At 71.4% G+C, this 16,364-nt stretch carries 15 protein-coding genes; 8 read left to right on the forward strand and 7 right to left on the reverse strand.

Annotated elements, in window-relative coordinates; genetic code table 11:
- Positions 1–40: 40 nt before the first annotated feature.
- Positions 41–1,744: a serine/threonine-protein kinase gene (locus Drose_RS04655; RefSeq protein ID WP_260729608.1), complete on the reverse strand. Its 1,704-nt coding sequence runs from the start codon at positions 1,742–1,744 to the stop codon at positions 41–43.
- 860 nt (positions 1,745–2,604) lie between these two features.
- On the opposite strand from Drose_RS04655, the gene Drose_RS04660 reads away from it, so the two are divergent.
- Positions 2,605–3,891: an amidohydrolase gene (locus Drose_RS04660; protein ID WP_390891322.1), complete on the forward strand. Its 1,287-nt coding sequence runs from the start codon at positions 2,605–2,607 to the stop codon at positions 3,889–3,891.
- Positions 3,892–4,225: 334 nt separating this feature from the next.
- Here Drose_RS04660 and Drose_RS04665 read toward each other — a convergent pair whose 3' ends face one another.
- Complete coding sequence (locus Drose_RS04665; protein ID WP_260726932.1) at positions 4,226–5,563, reverse strand: DUF4349 domain-containing protein; 1,338 nt, start codon at positions 5,561–5,563, stop codon at positions 4,226–4,228.
- 112 nt (positions 5,564–5,675) lie between these two features.
- On the opposite strand from Drose_RS04665, the gene Drose_RS04670 reads away from it, so the two are divergent.
- A complete protein-coding gene (locus Drose_RS04670) occupies positions 5,676–6,308 on the forward strand; it encodes an MBL fold metallo-hydrolase (protein WP_260726933.1) in 633 nt (210 codons plus the stop codon).
- 24 nt (positions 6,309–6,332) lie between these two features.
- Complete coding sequence (locus tag Drose_RS04675) at positions 6,333–7,145, forward strand: Fpg/Nei family DNA glycosylase (protein WP_260726934.1); 813 nt, start codon at positions 6,333–6,335, stop codon at positions 7,143–7,145.
- An 89-nt stretch (positions 7,146–7,234) separates the two neighbouring features.
- On the opposite strand, the gene Drose_RS04680 is transcribed toward Drose_RS04675, so the two are convergent.
- Positions 7,235–8,638 carry an NAD(P)H-quinone dehydrogenase gene (locus Drose_RS04680; protein WP_260726935.1) on the reverse strand — a complete coding sequence of 468 codons (1,404 nt, stop codon included), beginning with the start codon at positions 8,636–8,638 and terminating at the stop codon, positions 7,235–7,237.
- Between the two features lie 152 nt (positions 8,639–8,790).
- On the opposite strand from Drose_RS04680, the gene Drose_RS04685 reads away from it, so the two are divergent.
- Positions 8,791–9,246: a gamma-glutamylcyclotransferase family protein gene (locus Drose_RS04685; protein ID WP_260726936.1), complete on the forward strand. Its 456-nt coding sequence runs from the start codon at positions 8,791–8,793 to the stop codon at positions 9,244–9,246.
- On the opposite strand, the gene Drose_RS04690 is transcribed toward Drose_RS04685, so the two are convergent.
- From Drose_RS04690 to Drose_RS04700, 3 genes are all read right to left on the reverse strand, one after another.
- Complete coding sequence (locus Drose_RS04690; RefSeq protein ID WP_260726937.1) at positions 9,236–10,192, reverse strand: GNAT family N-acetyltransferase; 957 nt, start codon at positions 10,190–10,192, stop codon at positions 9,236–9,238. The two genes, Drose_RS04685 and Drose_RS04690, sit on opposite strands and share 11 nt — an antisense overlap.
- Positions 10,189–10,938: an SCO6745 family protein gene (locus tag Drose_RS04695; protein ID WP_260726938.1), complete on the reverse strand. Its 750-nt coding sequence runs from the start codon at positions 10,936–10,938 to the stop codon at positions 10,189–10,191. The genes Drose_RS04690 and Drose_RS04695 overlap by 4 nt, the downstream gene beginning before the upstream one ends.
- Before the next feature lie 95 nt (positions 10,939–11,033).
- Positions 11,034–11,852 (reverse strand): TolC family protein, encoded by an 819-nt coding sequence (locus tag Drose_RS04700; RefSeq protein ID WP_260726939.1) that lies wholly within the window; start codon positions 11,850–11,852, stop codon positions 11,034–11,036.
- A 33-nt stretch (positions 11,853–11,885) separates the two neighbouring features.
- Here Drose_RS04700 and Drose_RS04705 point away from each other — a divergent pair, with 33 nt between their 5' ends.
- The 3 genes from Drose_RS04705 to Drose_RS04715 all read left to right on the forward strand — a co-directional run bounded on the left by Drose_RS04705 (position 11,886) and on the right by Drose_RS04715 (position 13,787).
- Positions 11,886–12,455, forward strand: a complete 570-nt coding sequence (locus Drose_RS04705; protein ID WP_260726940.1) for a 3'-5' exonuclease — start codon at positions 11,886–11,888, stop codon at positions 12,453–12,455.
- Between the two features lie 28 nt (positions 12,456–12,483).
- Positions 12,484–12,894 (forward strand): hypothetical protein, encoded by a 411-nt coding sequence (locus Drose_RS04710; protein ID WP_260726941.1) that lies wholly within the window; start codon positions 12,484–12,486, stop codon positions 12,892–12,894.
- A 554-nt stretch (positions 12,895–13,448) separates the two neighbouring features.
- A complete protein-coding gene (locus Drose_RS04715) occupies positions 13,449–13,787 on the forward strand; it encodes a YbjQ family protein (RefSeq protein ID WP_259861474.1) in 339 nt (112 codons plus the stop codon).
- 3 nt (positions 13,788–13,790) lie between these two features.
- On the opposite strand, the gene Drose_RS04720 is transcribed toward Drose_RS04715, so the two are convergent.
- The gene (locus Drose_RS04720; protein WP_260726942.1) at positions 13,791–15,533 is read right to left on the reverse strand and encodes an acetyl/propionyl/methylcrotonyl-CoA carboxylase subunit alpha; all 1,743 of its coding nucleotides are present in this window, start codon (positions 15,531–15,533) and stop codon (positions 13,791–13,793) included.
- A 116-nt stretch (positions 15,534–15,649) separates the two neighbouring features.
- Between Drose_RS04720 and Drose_RS04725 the strand changes: the two genes are divergently transcribed.
- Complete coding sequence (locus Drose_RS04725; RefSeq protein ID WP_260726943.1) at positions 15,650–16,285, forward strand: PadR family transcriptional regulator; 636 nt, start codon at positions 15,650–15,652, stop codon at positions 16,283–16,285.
- Positions 16,286–16,364: the final 79 nt, after the last annotated feature.

Below are 16,364 nucleotides of genomic sequence, written 5' to 3' on the forward strand. Positions count from 1 at the left end.
ACGGCGTTTCCCCGGCCCGGTGCCCGGACGGCGAGCGTGCTCACTGGCCCGCGGCCGGGCCGGTGAGGTCGAACGAGCGGACCATCTCGTTGAAGATCGCCTTGCTCTCGTCGAAGCGGGCGTCGGGCACGGTCACGAAGAAGTGGTACGCCTTGCCGTTGACCACGATCGCGTTCCACAGGGCGTGGCGCTTCTGGTCGCCCGAGCCGCAGGTGTACTCCAGCAGCGCCCCGTCGTGGCCGTCGAGCTTACCGTCGCCCAGGTTGACCTGCTCATACGGGGCGGCACAGCTCGCCGCGGTGGACTTGAGCCGGTTCGCCGCGCCCTCCAGGAACGCCTTCGGCGTGCTCGAGGCCTTCTCGATGTTGATCCGGACGCGGCGGTTGGCATCGGCCGGGTCGGTGATGTCGAAATAGGGCGCGCTGGCGTTGCCGGCCTGCTTGCGGGTCCAGCCCTTCGGGACGTTGACCGTGATGCCGCCCGGGTGGCTGAACGACTCCACCTCGAACGGCGGCTTCGCCGGCGCGCTCGATGCCGGGCCGGCCGGCCGCTGGCCTTGCGAGGTGGAGCCGGCACCGGAGAACAGTCCGGCCGCCGCGCCGACGCTGAGGAGCAGCACGACCGCGACACCGGCGGCCACCGCGATCTTCGCCCATTTCGGCGCCCGCTTGGCCCGCTCGACGAGCTGGGTCGCCACGTTGCCGGTCGGCGGGGGAGGCGGCGGCACCTGGGTCCAGTCGGTGCCCAGCGCGTCGGCCGAGAAGCGACTGGCGTCGGTCCGCTCGAGCTCGGCCTCGTGGGCCGTGCCGGCCGCCGGCGCCGAGTGCATGCGCCGCAGCGCACCGCTGACCGTCTCACCCGGTGCGATCATCGCCCGGCCGCCGATCTGGCCGGTCGGGGCCGGCTGCTGCGGCGTCACCACCGTCGGCTGCTGCACCGGGCGGACCACCGCATACGGATCGGTCATGTGCGCCGGCGCGTTGCTGGCCAGCGGGCCGGCGAGCAGGTCACGCAGGACGGCGCGGGCGGTCTCGACGTTCCACCGGCGGCCGGGGTCCTTCTCGAGCAGCCCATAGAGCACGCCTGCGAGCGGGCCGGCCCGCATGGCCTGCGCCGGAGGCTCTTCGACGACGGCCCGCATGGTCTCGAACGGATCCCGCTTGTCGAACGGCGGACGCCCCTCGACGGCGGTGTAGAGCGTCACGCCCAGCGAGAAGAGATCGCTCGGCGGGCCGAACTTGGCGCCGATGGCCCGCTCGGGCGAGATGAAGTGCGGCGAGCCGAGCACCATGCCGGGCGTGGTGAGCTCGCTGTCGGTGGGCATCCGGGCCACGCCGAAGTCGGTGAGCACGCAGCGGCCGTCACCGCAGATCAGCACGTTGGCCGGCTTGACGTCGCGGTGCAGCACCCCGGCGGCGTGGGCCACCTCGAGCGCGCCGAGCAGCGCGATGCCGATCTTGGCCACCGCGCGGGCGGCCAGCGGACCGTCCTCCACGATCATCTCGGCCAGGCTGCGGGCCTGGAGGAGCTCCATGACGATCCACGGCCGCGCGGCCTCGGTCACCACGTCGTAGACCTGGACGACCGCGGGGTGTGAGAGTGCGGCCGCCGCCCGGGCCTCGCGCAGCGTCCGCTGATACATCGAGTCGCGGTCGCTCGGGGCCATGTTGGGCGGCAGAATCACCTCCTTGACGGCGACGTCGCGGCGCAGCAGCGTGTCGCTGGCCCGCCAGACGGTGCCCATGCCGCCGTGCCCGATGGCGGTGCGCAGCGCGTAGCGCCCGCCGATCACGACACCCGGGGCCGCACGCTGCCCCGGCACGGGCGGCGCGGTAGAACCCGGCTCGCGAGGTTCCCGGGCGGTTGTGTTGTTGGGAGTGTCGGAGCCGCGCGCAGGATCACGCCCGGCTCCGGCAGAGGCCAGAGCACCGGTGGATGGCAGCGGCTCGCCGTGCCATGTCGGGAGCTGAGTCACAGGCAGTAAACCGTCATGGGAAGGGGAGGTTGACTTCTCGCCCCACTATCTTGCGTGGTCTTGCGCGCTGAAGAAAGGTGGGGTCACCTCCTTCACCGTACCGTGACCCGGCTACAACCCATCGTGCCGATCTTGTAGCGGATTGAACCTTCGCAGGATTGAATCCGCTCTTTCGGGGAACCGAAACGGTGGGTCGCAGCGTCTACGCAGGTGACGGAAACGCGCCCGGAACATCCGGACCCTAGTTTTCTGGATTTCACCGCGGCAGCGCCGATAGATGGACGTACGGTGCGGTGTGAGGCCCCGGCTTCGTGCCAGCCTGCGACGTCTTTCGTCACTGTGCGTCAATCTTTGGCAACCGTAGTCGCGGTGCCGCTGTGAGAAAGTGTCGCGACACCACGTGACCGTGTCGCCTGTCACCCGTTGTAGGAGGTGAGGGGTACTTGTCCGGAGTCGAACCGGCACTCCCGACGGTGCCTGCGACTTTGCGCCTCCAAGGGGATTCAAGTGACGCTCAGCTATCCGAACATCACGAGAATGATGTTGCGCTCCGTCACGTTGGCCCAGTTAGTCTGTCCATGGCACGCATGGGGCGGGCCGCTCCATTAGACCGAAATAGAGAACTCACCGTGACGAGAGCGCTGACGCTGCCCGATCCTGCCGCTGCTGCGGCACGGTCGATCAGCGAGTTGACGTCGTCCTGGCCCGAGACTCCACCTGGGGCCGATCCGCTGCCCGGTCAGCTCGACCGCTGGCTCGCCTCCCGCGGCGCCGAGCTCGTCGCGGTACGACGTCACATTCACGCGCACCCGGAGCTGTCCGGCCACGAGTTCGAGACCGCGGCGCTCGTCGCCCGCGAGCTGACCCGTGCCGGGCTGTCACCGCGCATGCTGCCCAAGGGCAACGGCGTGATGTGTGACATCGGTTACGGCGACCGGGTGATCGCGCTGCGCGCCGACCTCGACGCGCTGCCCCTGCCCGACACGAAGGACGTGCCCTACCGCTCGACCGTCGACAATGTCTGTCACGCGTGCGGTCACGACGTCCACACGACCGTGCTGCTCGGCGTCGGCCTCGCGCTGGCCCAGCTCGCCGAGCGCGACGAGCTGCCGGGCCGGGTGCGGCTGCTGTTCCAGCCGGCCGAGGAGACCATGCCGTCGGGTGCGCCCGAGGTCATCGCGGCGGGCGGCCTCAAGGACGTCGCCGCGATCTTCGCGCTGCACTGCGCGCCGCAGTTGCCGGTCGGCCTGGTCGGCGTCCGCTCCGGGCCGTTCACCGCGGCCGCTGACAAGATCGAGGTCCGGCTCACCGGCCGCGGCGGGCACACCGCCCGTCCGCACCTGACCGCCGACCTGGTCCACGCGCTCGGCCGCATTCTCGTGGACGTGCCGTCGCTGCTCGACCGCAAGCTCGACGCGCGGGCCGGGGTGTCGATGGTGTGGGGCGCGGTGCGGGCCGGCGAGGCCGCCAACGCGATCCCGATCGAGGGCGTCGCCCGGGGCACCATCCGCGTCCTGAGCCGCGACGCCTGGCGTGACGTGCCCGAGTTGGTCACCAAGCTGGTCCACGACGTCATCGCCCCGACCGGCGCCGACGTCGAGGTCAACTACACCCGGGGTGTCCCGCCCGTGGTCAACGACCGGCTCGCCACCGCGGTCGTCGCCGGTGCGGCCGGTGCGGCCCTCGGGTCCGACCGGATCGTCGAGGCCGAGATCAGCATGGGCGGCGAGGACTTCGCGTTCTACCTCGACGGCGTGCCCGGCTCGATGATCCGGCTCGGCGTCGGCGTGCCCGGCTCCGAGACCAAGTTCGACATCCACCAGTCGGCCTTCGACGTCGACGAGCGCTCCATCGGCTACGGGGTGCGGGTCATGGTCCACACCGCCCTGGCCGCGCTCAGCGCTGGAGCCTTCTAGCGCGTGTTTCATCCGCCTGTTTCATCGCCGGGGTCGAGGTGAGGCGGAGTCCAAACGTTGGCCGCTCCTGCCGCCGTTCATGTTCGTCGGCGTCGACGACCGCCCGCCGGAACGCGTCGGCGCGGTGCTGGCCCGGCCGGGACACAGGATCCCGGACCGGGGCCAGCACACCCCCCGTTGCGCCAACCTCTGGCGGGACACCGGCCCCGTCGGCGGACCGGTGGAGCCGCCGACCGCGAAGGACGTGCGGTTCGCCGACCCGCCGGGCATCGACATCCCGCCCGGCGGCACGATGCTTCCCGAGGCTGACGGCCGTTCCGGCTACCAGTCGCGGTCAGCGGTCTTCCGCAGGACCTCGCGGATGCTGCTGGTCCGCGGGTTCCGCGTCAGCCGGCGGCCCCGCCGACCGGGTAGTTCCCGCGGCTTCCCGGCGGCCCTCAGCCGTAGGCTCGGACCCGCCTGCCTCGCCTGCTTCCGGCACCGCGGCCGCCCCTGCCCCGGAAACAGGCGCTGAAACCGAAGGCGATGGGGCAACCGACGGTGGGGCGGAGAGCGGGCCGGCACCGCCCTGCGGCGGGACGGGAATCGGGCCGGAAACCGGGAAGGCCGGGCCACCGACGGGCGGTGGAACCGGGCCACCGGCACCCGGCCGGCCACCCGGGAACGGCGGCGGGACTCGCCCGGGCGGCACCGGGGAACCCGGCGGGATTCGGCCGGGCGGCACCGGGGAACCCGGCGGCGGCACCGGGAGACCGGCGTGCGGCATCGCGGGGCCGCCCGCACCGGCCAGCGCCGGGCGCTTCGGCCGGAACCGCCGCAGCAACCAGATCAGCAGGTAGACCGGGCCGCCCACGAGCACCAGCCAGGGCAGCAGCCAGCCGAGCGCGGTCAGCGCGACCCGCAGCGAGGTGACGAACGCGGACCAGCCGTTCTCCAGGCCGACCCCGATGCCGAGGTCCTCCTTGTCGACGGCCGCCTCGGGGCCGAGCAGCACCAGCGTGATGGTGGACAGCGCGGTCAGCCCGTCGAGCCTGCGCTTGCGGGCCTGCAACGACTCCAGATCCGCCTCCCGCCGGGACAGCTCCGACTCCAGCGAGGTGATCTCGCTGATGGTCTGCGCCTTGGCCAGCAGCGCCCGGATGCGGTCGACACTCGCCTGGGCGGTCCGCAGCCGCGCCTCCACGTCGACCACCTGGTCGGTCACGTCCTGCGCGGTGATCTGCCGGCTCTCCTCGTCGCCGAGGGACTTGAGCTGGTCGAGCGTTGTGGTGAACTTCGCCGCGGGGACGCGTAACGTCAGCGTGCCCTGCGAGCGCCGGTCGTCGTGGCGGCGGTTGTCCCCGCCGACGAACCCACCCGCGCCGGTGGCGAACGCGATCGCCTGCGCGGCGGCGGTGTCGACGTCCTTCACCCGTACCGTCATCGTGCCCGCGTAGATGATCGAGCGGTTCTCGACGTCCAGGTTGTCCGGCACCTTCGCCTGCGAGTCGGCGCCCTCCGCGGGCTTGTCCTGCTGCGGGCCGGCGCCTCCCTGCTGCGCGGGTGCCGCCGCCGGGGGTGCCGCGCCGGAGGAACTGGCGTCGTCGCGGCTGTCGGCACCGCACCCGCTCAGCGCCATCAGCACGGCGGCGCACGCCGCCGTGAGGAACAGTGTGGTGCGCCTGACTGACATGACGCCTCCTGGGTAGGGTCGATCGGGAGATCCGACTGCACCCTGGGACGCGGCCCGGTGCAGGTGCGTTCCCGCCGCTTGTGTCACGGTTCTGCCACGAGGAGGTCACCGGATGCGCATCACCAAGTACACGCACGCCTGTCTGCGGCTCGAACACGGCGGCGGGGTCCTGGTGATCGATCCCGGCGTGTTCAGCGAGCCGGAGTCGCTCGACGGTGCCGACGCGGTGCTCATCACCCACGAGCACTTCGACCACATCGACATCGAGAAGCTGCGCGCCGCGGCGGCGAGGCAACCGGCGCTCACCGTCTACACCCACCCCGACGTCGAGGCCCAGTTGGTCGACCTCGACGCCGAGAAGTTCGCGGTCGCACCCGGCGACACGTTCGTCGCGGCCGGCATGACCGTGCGGGCCCGCGGCGGTCAGCACGCGATCATCCACCCCGACATCCCGCGGATCGTCAACGTGGGTTACCTGATCGAGAGTCCGGACGGGCCGATCTACCACCCGGGCGACTCGTTCTTCGTGCCGGAGGACGAGGTCGCCACGCTGTTCGTCCCGGTCTCGGCACCGTGGCTGAGGCTGGCCGAGGCGATCGACTTCACGCGCGCGCTGCGGCCGGACCGCGCGTTCGCCCTGCACGACAGCCTGCTCGTGGAGGCCGGCCAGCAGATCGTCACCGGCCACATGACCCGCCTGTCCGGCACCCACTACACGCGCCTCCAGCCCGGCGAGTCCGTCTGAGGTCTTCGTCGGTACATTCCGTGCGTGCCTGAAGGTCATACGATCCACCGCCTCGCCGAGCGGCACCGCGAGTTGTTCGCCGGCCGCGCGGTGCGGGTCAGCAGCCCGCAGGGCCGGTTCGCCGCGGGCGCGCGACGGATCGACGGCCGGGTCCTGGAGAGCACCGAGGCCCACGGCAAGCACCTGCTGCACCACTACGCCGGCGGCGACACGCTGCACATCCATCTCGGGCTTTACGGGAAGTTCACCGAAGGTGACGGACCGCCGCCGCGGGAGTGGGGCGAGATCCGGCTCCGGATGGTCAACGACGAGCACTGGCTGGACCTGCGCGGTCCGGCCGCGTGCGAGTTGCTCGATCCCGGCGAGGTCGCGGCGCTCCACGCACGGCTCGGACCGGATCCGCTCGTGCCGGACAGCGACGGCGACAGCGCGTACCGAATCATCAGGAAGTCCGGGCGGACCCTCATGGGTCTGCTCATGGACCAGTCCGTCGTGGCCGGCGCCGGGCTCATCTACGTGACCGAGGCGCTGTTCCGGGCCGGGCTGCCGCCGACGATGACCGGCAAGAGCCTGTCCCACGCGCAGTGGCAGGAGATCTGGGCCGACCTGCGGATGCTGATGCGCACCGGCGTGGCCGTGGGACGCATCGACACCGTCCACAGCGCACACATGCCGGAGGCGATGGGGCGGCCGCCGCGGGTGGACCGGCACGGCGGCGAGGTGTACGTCTACCGCCGCACCGGCCAGCCCTGCCTGGTCTGCGACACGCCCGTGCGCACGGCGGTGCTCAACGCGCGCAACGCGTACTGGTGCCCGGTCTGCCAGCAGGCGGCGTAGATGGTCGCGTCGATCTTGCGGTTGTGGTGCCTGACAAACCGGGCATTCAGGGAGTGACCCGGCACCACAACTGCAAGATCGACGCGGTGTTAGTCCTCGTCGTGCTGCATGAGCTGGCGGGCCGCCTCGGCGATGGAGCCGGAGATCGACGGGTAGATCGTGATGGTGTGGGCCAACTGGTCGACGCTCAGGTGATTCTCCACCGCCATCGCGATCGGCATGATCAGCTCGCTTGCCCTGGGCGCCACCACGACGCCGCCGACCACCAGGCCGGAGGCGGGCCGGCAGAAGATCTTCACGAAGCCGTCGTCCAGCCCGGCCATCTTGGCCCGCGCGTTGCCGGCCAGCGGCAGCGTGACCGCCCGCGCCGGCACCTTGCCGCTGTCGATGTCGGACTGGGTGATTCCTACGCTCGCCAGCTCCGGGTCGGTGAAGACGTTGGCGGCGACGGTGCGCAGCTTGAGCGGCGCCACCGCCTCGCCGAGCGCGTGCCACATCGCGATGCGGCCCTGCATGGCCGCGACGCTGGCCAGCGGCAGCAGGCCGGTGCAGTCGCCGGCCGCGTAGATGCCGGGGACGTTGGTCCGCGAGACCCGGTCGACGGTCACGTAGCCGCCGGGCGCGACCTCGACGCCGTAGTCCTCCAGGCCGAGCGTGGACGTCTGCGGTACCGAACCCACGGCCATCAGCACATGGGAGCCCTCGACCGTCCGGCCGTCGGCCAGCTCGACCACAACGCCGTCGGCGGTGCGGCGGGCGGCGGACGCGCGGCAGTTGTTGAGGATCGTCATGCCGCGGGTGCGGAAGACGCGCTCGATCGCCATCGCGGCGTCGGGGTCCTCATGCGGCATGACGCGGTCGCGGCTGGACACCAGGGTCACCTCGGTGCCCATGGCGAGATAGGCGGACGCGAACTCGGCGCCGGTCACCCCGGATCCGACGACGATGAGGTGCTCGGGCAGCTTCGGCAGGTCGTAGACCTGGCGCCAGTCGAGGATGCGCTCGCCGTCGGGCACGGCGGTCGGCAGCACGCGCGGGGTCGCGCCGGTCGCGATCAGCACCGTCGACGCGGCGATCACATACGGAGCGTCACCACTCGTCGGGGTCACCCGCACGGTGTGGGTGTGACCGAGCGTGTCCTCGCCGAGGCGCGCGGTGCCCGTGACGAACTCCACACCGGCCTTGACGAGTTTGGCATAGATGTCGCCCGACTGTGCCGCGGCGAGCCTTTTGACCCGCTGGTGCACCGCGGCGGCGTCGACCCGCACGTCAGGCCCCGGCGGGCCGATCACCCCGAACTCCTCCGTGTCGAGGTGCGCGGTGACGACGTCGGAGCTCGCGATGAACGTCTTGGACGGCACGCAGTCGTGCAGGACGCAGGCGCCGCCTGCGCCTTCGGCCTCGATCACGGTGACCTCGGCGTCGAGCTGCGCGGCGACCAGTGCCGCCTCGTAGCCCGCCGGGCCCCCTCCGATGATCACGATCCGGCCCACGCTGCCCACCCCTCCTCGAGCTTCCCGGACCATTCTCCCACCCGCCGGCACGGCACCACCCGAGCGGTGCGCCCCGCGCCGACGAGTGGATTCGAATACGACACGCTCTGCAGTATTCTCTCGTACACCCGGTCGGGTCTATCGTCATCGCCGTGCGTCATTACGCCGCGTATGGCTCGAACCTTGACCCTGCCCGCATGCGGGCCTACTGTCCGTATTCGCCGATGATCGGCACCGGCTGGCTGGAGGGCTGGCGCCTCACCTTCGCCGGTGAGGACGTCCTCGGCTGGGAGGGCTCGGTCACCACGATCGTCGAATCACCCGGCGATCGGGTCTTCGTCGCGCTCTACGACGTGCACCCCAACGACGAGAAGCAGCTCGACGAGGTCGAGGGAGCGCTCTCCGGCACGTACCAGAAGCTTCACCTGCGCGTCGCCACGCTCGACGGCGAGGACACCGCGTGGGTCTACGTCTTCAACGGCTACGAGGGCGGCCTGCCCACCGCGTGGTATCTCGCCGAGATCGCCAACGCCGCCGCGAAGGCCGGCGCCCCGGCGGACTATCTGGAGGAGCTGCGCTCCCGGCCCACCAAAACGGCTATGCCGTGACCCGCCGCTCGTACATGTCGGCGGCGAAGGTCATGGTCATGCCCACCCCGGTGTAGAGCTCGTAGGCCCCGGTGGGGTTGGTCAGGTCGACACCCAGGCCGGCTGACGTGCGGCCCTTCGCCGCATAGGCCGCGAAGGCCGTCCGCAGCAGTGCGCCGCCGATGCCGGCCTTGCGGTGCGGGCGGAGCACGGCCAGGTTCTTGACCCAGCCCTCGTTGTGCTCGACCGCCTGGTCGGCCGACTGGAGCACGCCGACGACCTCGCCGTCGGCCAGGTGGACGAACCACTCGTCGAAGCTCACCGACGGCAGCCGGCGCAGTGCCGCACGCCAGTCGCCGTACGACGTCGGCTGGTAGTCGGGCGTGTCGGCGAACGCCGACTCGAGCACCTCGTGGAACCGCCGCATCTCGGCGTCGTCGCCGGCCCGCACGGGCCGGACGTCCGGGCCTCCGGGCGCCTGTTCCTGCCCGGTCAGCACGCGGCGCATCCGGGCGTGCCGTTTCACGAACCGGAAGCCCTTCTCCCGCAGTACGGCCACATAGGCGGTCTCGACGGCGAGCGTCCCCGCCCGGAGCGTCACCCCGGCGTGCCCGGCGTCGCGCGCCCGCTCGGCGACGCGCGGCAGGGCCAGGTCGAGCAGCGGACCGTAGGCGGGCCACCCGCACTCGGGCGTGCCGTAGACCTCGACGTTGTCGCGGGCGCCGCGCTGGGGGTTGTCGAGGTACGCCCACGCGACCGCCGCGCCGGACGGGTCGAAGGCCAGCCACATGTCGACCGCGGGATCCTGGTTGGGCGCCGTGAGGGTCGCCACGATCTCGTCCTCCGACCAGTCGGGCTCGCCGAGCGCGGCGATGTCGCCGGCCCTGGTGATCGCCAGGATGGCGGGGACGTCGCGCAGCGAGCACCCACGGACGGTCCAGCCGGGCAGCCCCCGAAGCCCTGTCACGCCGGCGACGCCTCCTTCACCGACGTCACCGCCGCGTCGAGCAGGTTGACGAGTTCGATCCGTTCGGCCGTGCCCAGCGCCCGGAACGCCTCACCGGCGATGCGGTCGGTCAGCGCCTCGGCCCAGCTACGGCGGCGTACCAGCGGCTCATACGCGGGGTAGGGCGGCTGCCACCCGAACGCGGTCGCCCCCGCCTCACCCTCGGGCCCGGCGATGATGGCCTCCAGCGGGCTCAGGCCGCTGGCCCGGATCGCCAGTAGGTGAGCGGCCCCGCGATGCTCGCGCATGAGGTGGGCCAGCACCGCGGCCCGGGCACCCGGCGAGTCGTCGGGCAGCGGCATGGCCCGCCAGGCGGCGAACAGCGGCATGCCGGCCGTCTCGGCGCTCACCACGACCCGCTCGGCGAGCTCGACCAGCTTGGGCAGCGCGTAGAAACTCTCGAGGTGCTCACGCCCCCAGCGGCAGCACTCGTCGAGGTTGTCGGCGGCGATCTGCTCGGGTGGGGCGACCTTGCGGGCGGCGTCCCAGCCGTCCTGCACGGTCTCGGGCGCGATGAAGCCCAGCGCGGCCGCGACGGTGTCGGCGCGCACGTCACCGAGGGCGCCGCCCCGCCCGGCCACGTAGAAGGCCCAACCGGTCAGCCCGATCTGGCGGGCCCGGCGCATGGTCTTGGGATCGTCGCTGAAGGCGCCGCCCAGGACCAGCACCGCCTGCTTCGCCGCCGCGGCCGCCTGCTCGGGAGTCACCGGGCCATTCTGCCCTCCCGCACGGATCACGGTGAAGCCACTCGTTCGTGGCACGCAGTAGTTGACCTTGGTGGATCTCCGTGGCTCGGGTGGGCTCAGGTGGCAGCGGGGCCGAGGTCGGACAGGGCGGCCTGGGCCAGCGCCACCCGCTTCTCGGCCAGCGCGATCGCCTTCTCCGCCGCCGCCACCTGCTTCTCGGCCTCCGACTTCGCCGTCTCGGCGTCCGACAACTGTTGCAGCGCGGTCATCAGCTCGCGACGGGCCTGGCGGACCGCCCGGGCGTGCTCCTCCTCCGCCTGACGGCGCTCCTCCTCCCTGCGACGGGCCTCGGCGCGGCGCTCACGCTCGTCGTCCGACGGCGCCGACCGGATCTGGCGGACAGTGGCGGAAGCAGCGGCAGCGGAGTCGCCGGTGCCGTGCACCAGCCGGAGCTGCGGACGCGGTGTCTCGCCGAAGCCGGTGTACTCCAGGGCCTTGGTGAGGCTTCCCTCCCGTACCGCCGCTGCCACCTCGGGATCCGCGAGCGCCGCCGCGAACGTGTTCTCCACCTCGGTCAACGGCAGGTTGCCCCGCCCCGGGCCGGCCAGCTTCGCGGCCTCCCGGGCCAGCGCGCCGACGGTCGCCCGGCGCCGGGTCGACAGCTCCCGCAGCTCGGCACCCCGCAGCTCGCGCTGGGCCGTGCGCAGCTCCTCGGCCAGCTCGAGCAGCTCCTCGACCAGGTCCGGCCGCTCGTGCGCCACGAGGTTGACCAGCCAGGCGGCGACCGTCGGCTTGCGCAGCTTGGCGATCGCGGCGGCCAGCCGCGTGTCACGGGCCTTCCGCGCGCGGGCGACCTCCTCGGTGCGCAGCGCGACGAAGTCCTCCGGGGGCGCCGCGTACAGCCGGGCCACGACGGCGGCGAACGAATCGTCCACGACTCCGATCGTAGATTCACGTATGGTCGCCGCATGCGCGCCGACGTCTACTTCTCCCTGGATGTGGAAGCCGACGGCCCGATACCGGGGCCGTATTCGATGGTGAGCGTCGGGCTCGCGGTCGCCGGGCGCTTCGACGGCACGTTCACCGCCGCCGACCCGGCCGCCGACACCTTCTACCGTGAGCTGCGCCCGATCAGCGCCGACTTCGTGCCGGAGGCGCTGGCCGTGTCCGGGCTCGACCGGGAGGCGCTGCTGCGCGACGGCGCCGACCCGGTCACCGCGATGGCGGAGCTGACCGCCTGGGTCTCCCGCACGGCGGGCGCCGACCGGCCGGTGATCGTGGCGTATCCGGCCGTCTTCGACTGGATGTTCCTCTACTGGTACCTGCTGAGGTTCACCGGCGAGAGCATCTTCGGCCACTCCGGCTGCCTGGACATGAAGACGTTCTACGCCGTGCGCGCCGGCGTGCCGATCGGCGCCGCCGTCAAGGGGCGGATGCCCAAGCACCTGCTGTCGAAGCGCCGGCACACGCACCACGCCCTGGACGACGCGATCGAGCAGGCCGAGCTCTTCGCCAACCTGATGGCCTGGAAACCGTAGCGCCGCGGACGGCCGTGCCGCGCTATGCGTGCTCGACGAGGTGGTCGCCGCGCTGCGGCTGATGCGGGTCCTGTACGAGGCGCCGGGTTACGTGCCGTCGTCGTACCGGCTGTCGTTGCGCGGCGACGGCGACAAGTACGTGGACGATCCGCCGATGTGGTCACGAGCGACCGCCGTGCTGCGCGACGCGCTCGCCGCGGCCGGAGTGTCCTATGTGGAAGCTCCCGGCGAGGCGGCCTTCTACGGGCCGAAGATCGACGTGCAGCTCGTCGACCCGCCGGACGCGAGGGCACCCTGGCGACCGTCCAGGTGGACCACTCCCAGCCAGCCCGGTTCAATCTGTCCTATGTGGACGCTTCCGGCGAGCGGCGCCGGCCGGTCACGACCGCACGGCGCAACTACGCGGCCTTGTGGCCAAGCAACCCGACGTTTCCCTTGATCTACGAACCCCAGCCGCACCATCCGGCCCGCTCAACCGTGATCGCGAACGCATCGCGATCACGGCGTGAAGTCGTGGGGGACTCGAGCATGATCACGGAGGTTCGTGCGGGTCCGGCGCAAGGTTGTGGACGTCGACGTCTGCCAGGCGGGCCGCGTCCCTGCGTGGGTGGCCGTCGTGGTAGCCCCGCCGGCTGGTGTGGAGTCGCGTGGTCGCCTGGGCCACCACAGGATTCCACGGCCGCTACCTATCGGCCAGGGCCGGGGCGGGCGCCGCGGATCTTCACGGCCGCTCACCTGCTGGCCTGGGCCGGGGCGGGTGCTGCGGATCTTCACGGCCGATTACCTGTCGGCCAGGGGTCGGGGCGGGCGCGGCGGGGCCGCTCGCCCGCCGGTCAAGGGGTCGGGTGGGCGCCGCGGACCGCCATCCAAGTCGCCCTCCGGGGCCGCGTCAGGACGGGAAAACGGGGCATCCATTCTCCAGCACCGGACGAAGAATCGGGTGATTCCGGCTAGATCCACACGTAGTCGTACATATATGCATACAGTTTATTCGTGCTGGTTGTTACCACTGAAGGGCTCCCCGGATACGAGATCACCACGGTGCTCGGCGAGGTGCTGGGCGTGGTCGCGACCTCGCGCAACCCCTTCGCGGCCGGTATCCGGTCCACCGAAGGCGGCCCGGGAGCGGACATGTCGCAGTTTCTCGTGCAGACGCGGTCCCGCGCCGTCGGGCAGATGGTCGCGGCGGCCGAGCACCGCGGTGCCAACGCCATCGTCGGCATGCGGTTCGACCATCGGGACGTCACCAACACGTGGGTGGAACTGTGCGCATACGGCACCGCCGTGGTCGCCGTCGCCCTGAACGTGCGGACCGGCGCCCACGCGGCCTGATGCCTACTTGATCTCGGTGATCACCGCGCCGGCGGAGACCACCTCGCCAACCTTGGCGCTCAGGCCGGTCACCACGCCCGCCTTGTGGGCGTTCAGCGGCTGCTCCATTTTCATCGCCTCCAGGACGACGATCAGGTCGCCCTCCGCGACCGTGTCACCCTCGGCCACCGCGATCTTGACGATCGTGCCCTGCATGGGGCTGGTCAGCGAGTCCCCGCCCGCGGCGCCGGACTGCTTCTTCGAGGCCGACCGGCGACGCGGTGCCGACTGGGCGGGGGCACTGGCCGTACCGAAGCCGGAGGGCAGCGTGACCTCCAACCGCTTCCCGCCGACCTCCACCACGACCGTCGAGCGGGGCTCGGGCTCCTCGGTGGCCTGGCCCGCGCCGGCGAACGGCGGCACCTCGTTGACCCACTCCGTCTCGATCCAGCGGGTGTGGACCCGGAACGGGGTGTCGGTGAACGCCGGATCGCGCAGCACGGCGCGGTGGAACGGCAGCGCGGTCGCCATGCCGTCGACGACCATCTCGTCGAGGGCGCGGCGGGCACGCTCGACGGCCTGGTCGCGGGTCTCGCCGACGACGATGACCTTGGCGAGCAGCGAGTCGAAGTTGCCGCCGATGACGCTGCCCGACTCGATGCCGGTGTCGACGCGGACACCGGGACCGGTCGGCAGGGTCAGCGTCGTCACGGTGCCGGGTGCGGGCAGGAAGTTGCGGCCCGGGTCCTCGCCGTTGATGCGGAACTCGATCGCGTGGCCGCGCGGCGTCGGGTCGGCGTCGAACCGGAGCTTCTCGCCGTCGGCGACGCGGAACTGCTCGCGGACGAGGTCGATGCCGGTGGTCTCCTCGGTGACCGGGTGCTCGACCTGGAGGCGGGTGTTGACCTCGAGGAAGGAGACGGTGCCGTCGTTGCCGACGAGGTATTCGACGGTGCCGGCGCCGTGGTAGCCGGCCTCCCGGCAGATCGCCTTGGCCGACTCGTGGATCTGGGCGCGCTGGGCGTCGGTGAGGAACGGCGCGGGCGCCTCCTCGACGAGCTTCTGGTGACGCCGCTGCAGGGAGCAGTCGCGGGTGCCCACGACGATGACGTTGCCGTGCTGGTCGGCGAGGACCTGGGCCTCGACGTGACGCGGCTGGTCGAGGTACCGCTCGACGAAGCACTCGCCGCGTCCGAACGCCGCGACCGCCTCCCGCGTCGCCGACTCGAACAGCGCCGGGATCTCCTCGATCGTGCGGGCGACCTTCAGGCCGCGCCCGCCGCCGCCGAACGCGGCCTTGATCGCGACGGGCAGACCGAACGTCCTGGCGAACTCGAGGATCTCGTCGGCGTCCCGCACCGGCTCGGGGGTGCCGGGTACGAGTGGCGCACCGGCGCGTTGTGCGATGTGGCGGGCGGTCACCTTGTCGCCGAGGTCGCGGATCGCCTGCGGGGTCGGGCCGATCCAGGTCAGCCCGGCGTCGATGACCGCCTGGGCGAAGTCCGCGTTTTCGGACAGGAAGCCGTAGCCGGGGTGGACCGCATCCGCGCCGGACTGCCGGCAGACGTCGATGAGCTTGTCGATGCGCAGGTAGGAGTCGGCCGCGGTGTCGCCGCCGAGCGCGTATGCCTCGTCGGCGAGGCGGGTGTGCAGGGCGTCGCGGTCCGAGTCCGCGTAGACCGCCACGCTGCCCAGGCCCGCATCGCGGCAGGCACGGATGACGCGGACGGCGATCTCGCCCCGGTTGGCGATGAGAACCTTGCGCACGCTGAACGCTCCCTTGGGTTAACCCTTCGGCGCAGTCTAAGCCTTGGTTCGGCACCCGGCCTTGCCAACAAAGTCACTGTGGGGCATTAGTCAAGTTTTCCTATTACGCTTGTGCCGTGTCGAATACGCGTCTGATGATCTTGGGCCTGGTGTCGCAACTCCAGCCCGTCCATGGCTACGACATCCGCAAGGAGTTGACGAGCTGGAACGTGGAGAGTTGGGCCAACGTCCAGCCGGGCTCGATCTATCACGCGTTGCGCAAGATGACCGAGGAGGGCCTCCTGGAGGAGGTCGACACCGAGCAGGTCAACAACCGTCCCGCCCGTACGCGGTACCGGATGACCAGGGACGGCGAGGCCGAGTACCAAACGCTGCTACGCAAGTACTGGTGGGAGTACCGGGAGCCGGTCGACCCCTTCCTCGCCGCGTTCTCGTTTCTGCCCTCGCTGCCGCGGGCCGAGGCGGCCGGCGCCCTGCGGGCTCGCGCGCGACTGCTGGAGGGTTGGTCCGCGACCTATCGCGACCATGACGAGGAATGGTCCGCGAGCAAGCCGCCGCACGTCGGCTGGCAGTTCGAGCTCACCATGCTCCGCTGCGAGGCGGAGGCCCGCTGGTGCCACGACATCGCCGCGCGGATCGAGGCCGGCGAAGGCCTACACGTGAACGAGCTGCCCGAGGGCGCCTACGGCGAGGCGTGGCGCAACAGCCTCCGGGTGGAGTACGGCGATCCGGTCGATGACGAAGATGAGTAGTACGCGACATATTCAATCTTGACCACGCGATGTATATCGCGTTACCGTCTCCCTGCTGATGTGAAGACAGGGAGACCGA

This window comes from Dactylosporangium roseum (assembly GCF_025264685.1).
Lineage (GTDB): Bacteria > Actinomycetota > Actinomycetes > Mycobacteriales > Micromonosporaceae > Dactylosporangium > Dactylosporangium roseum.

Coding starts and splice junctions, on each gene's coding strand:
- Drose_RS04705 (WP_260726940.1), top strand. CDS start 11,886: ATGCGCGCCGACGTCTACTTCTCCCTGGATGTGGAAGCCGACGGCCCG.
- Drose_RS04655 (WP_260729608.1), bottom strand. CDS start 1,744: ATGGGCACCGTCTGGCGGGCCAGCGACACGCTGCTGCGCCGCGACGTC.
- Drose_RS04670 (WP_260726933.1), top strand. CDS start 5,676: ATGCGCATCACCAAGTACACGCACGCCTGTCTGCGGCTCGAACACGGC.
- Drose_RS04665 (WP_260726932.1), bottom strand. CDS start 5,563: ATGTCAGTCAGGCGCACCACACTGTTCCTCACGGCGGCGTGCGCCGCC.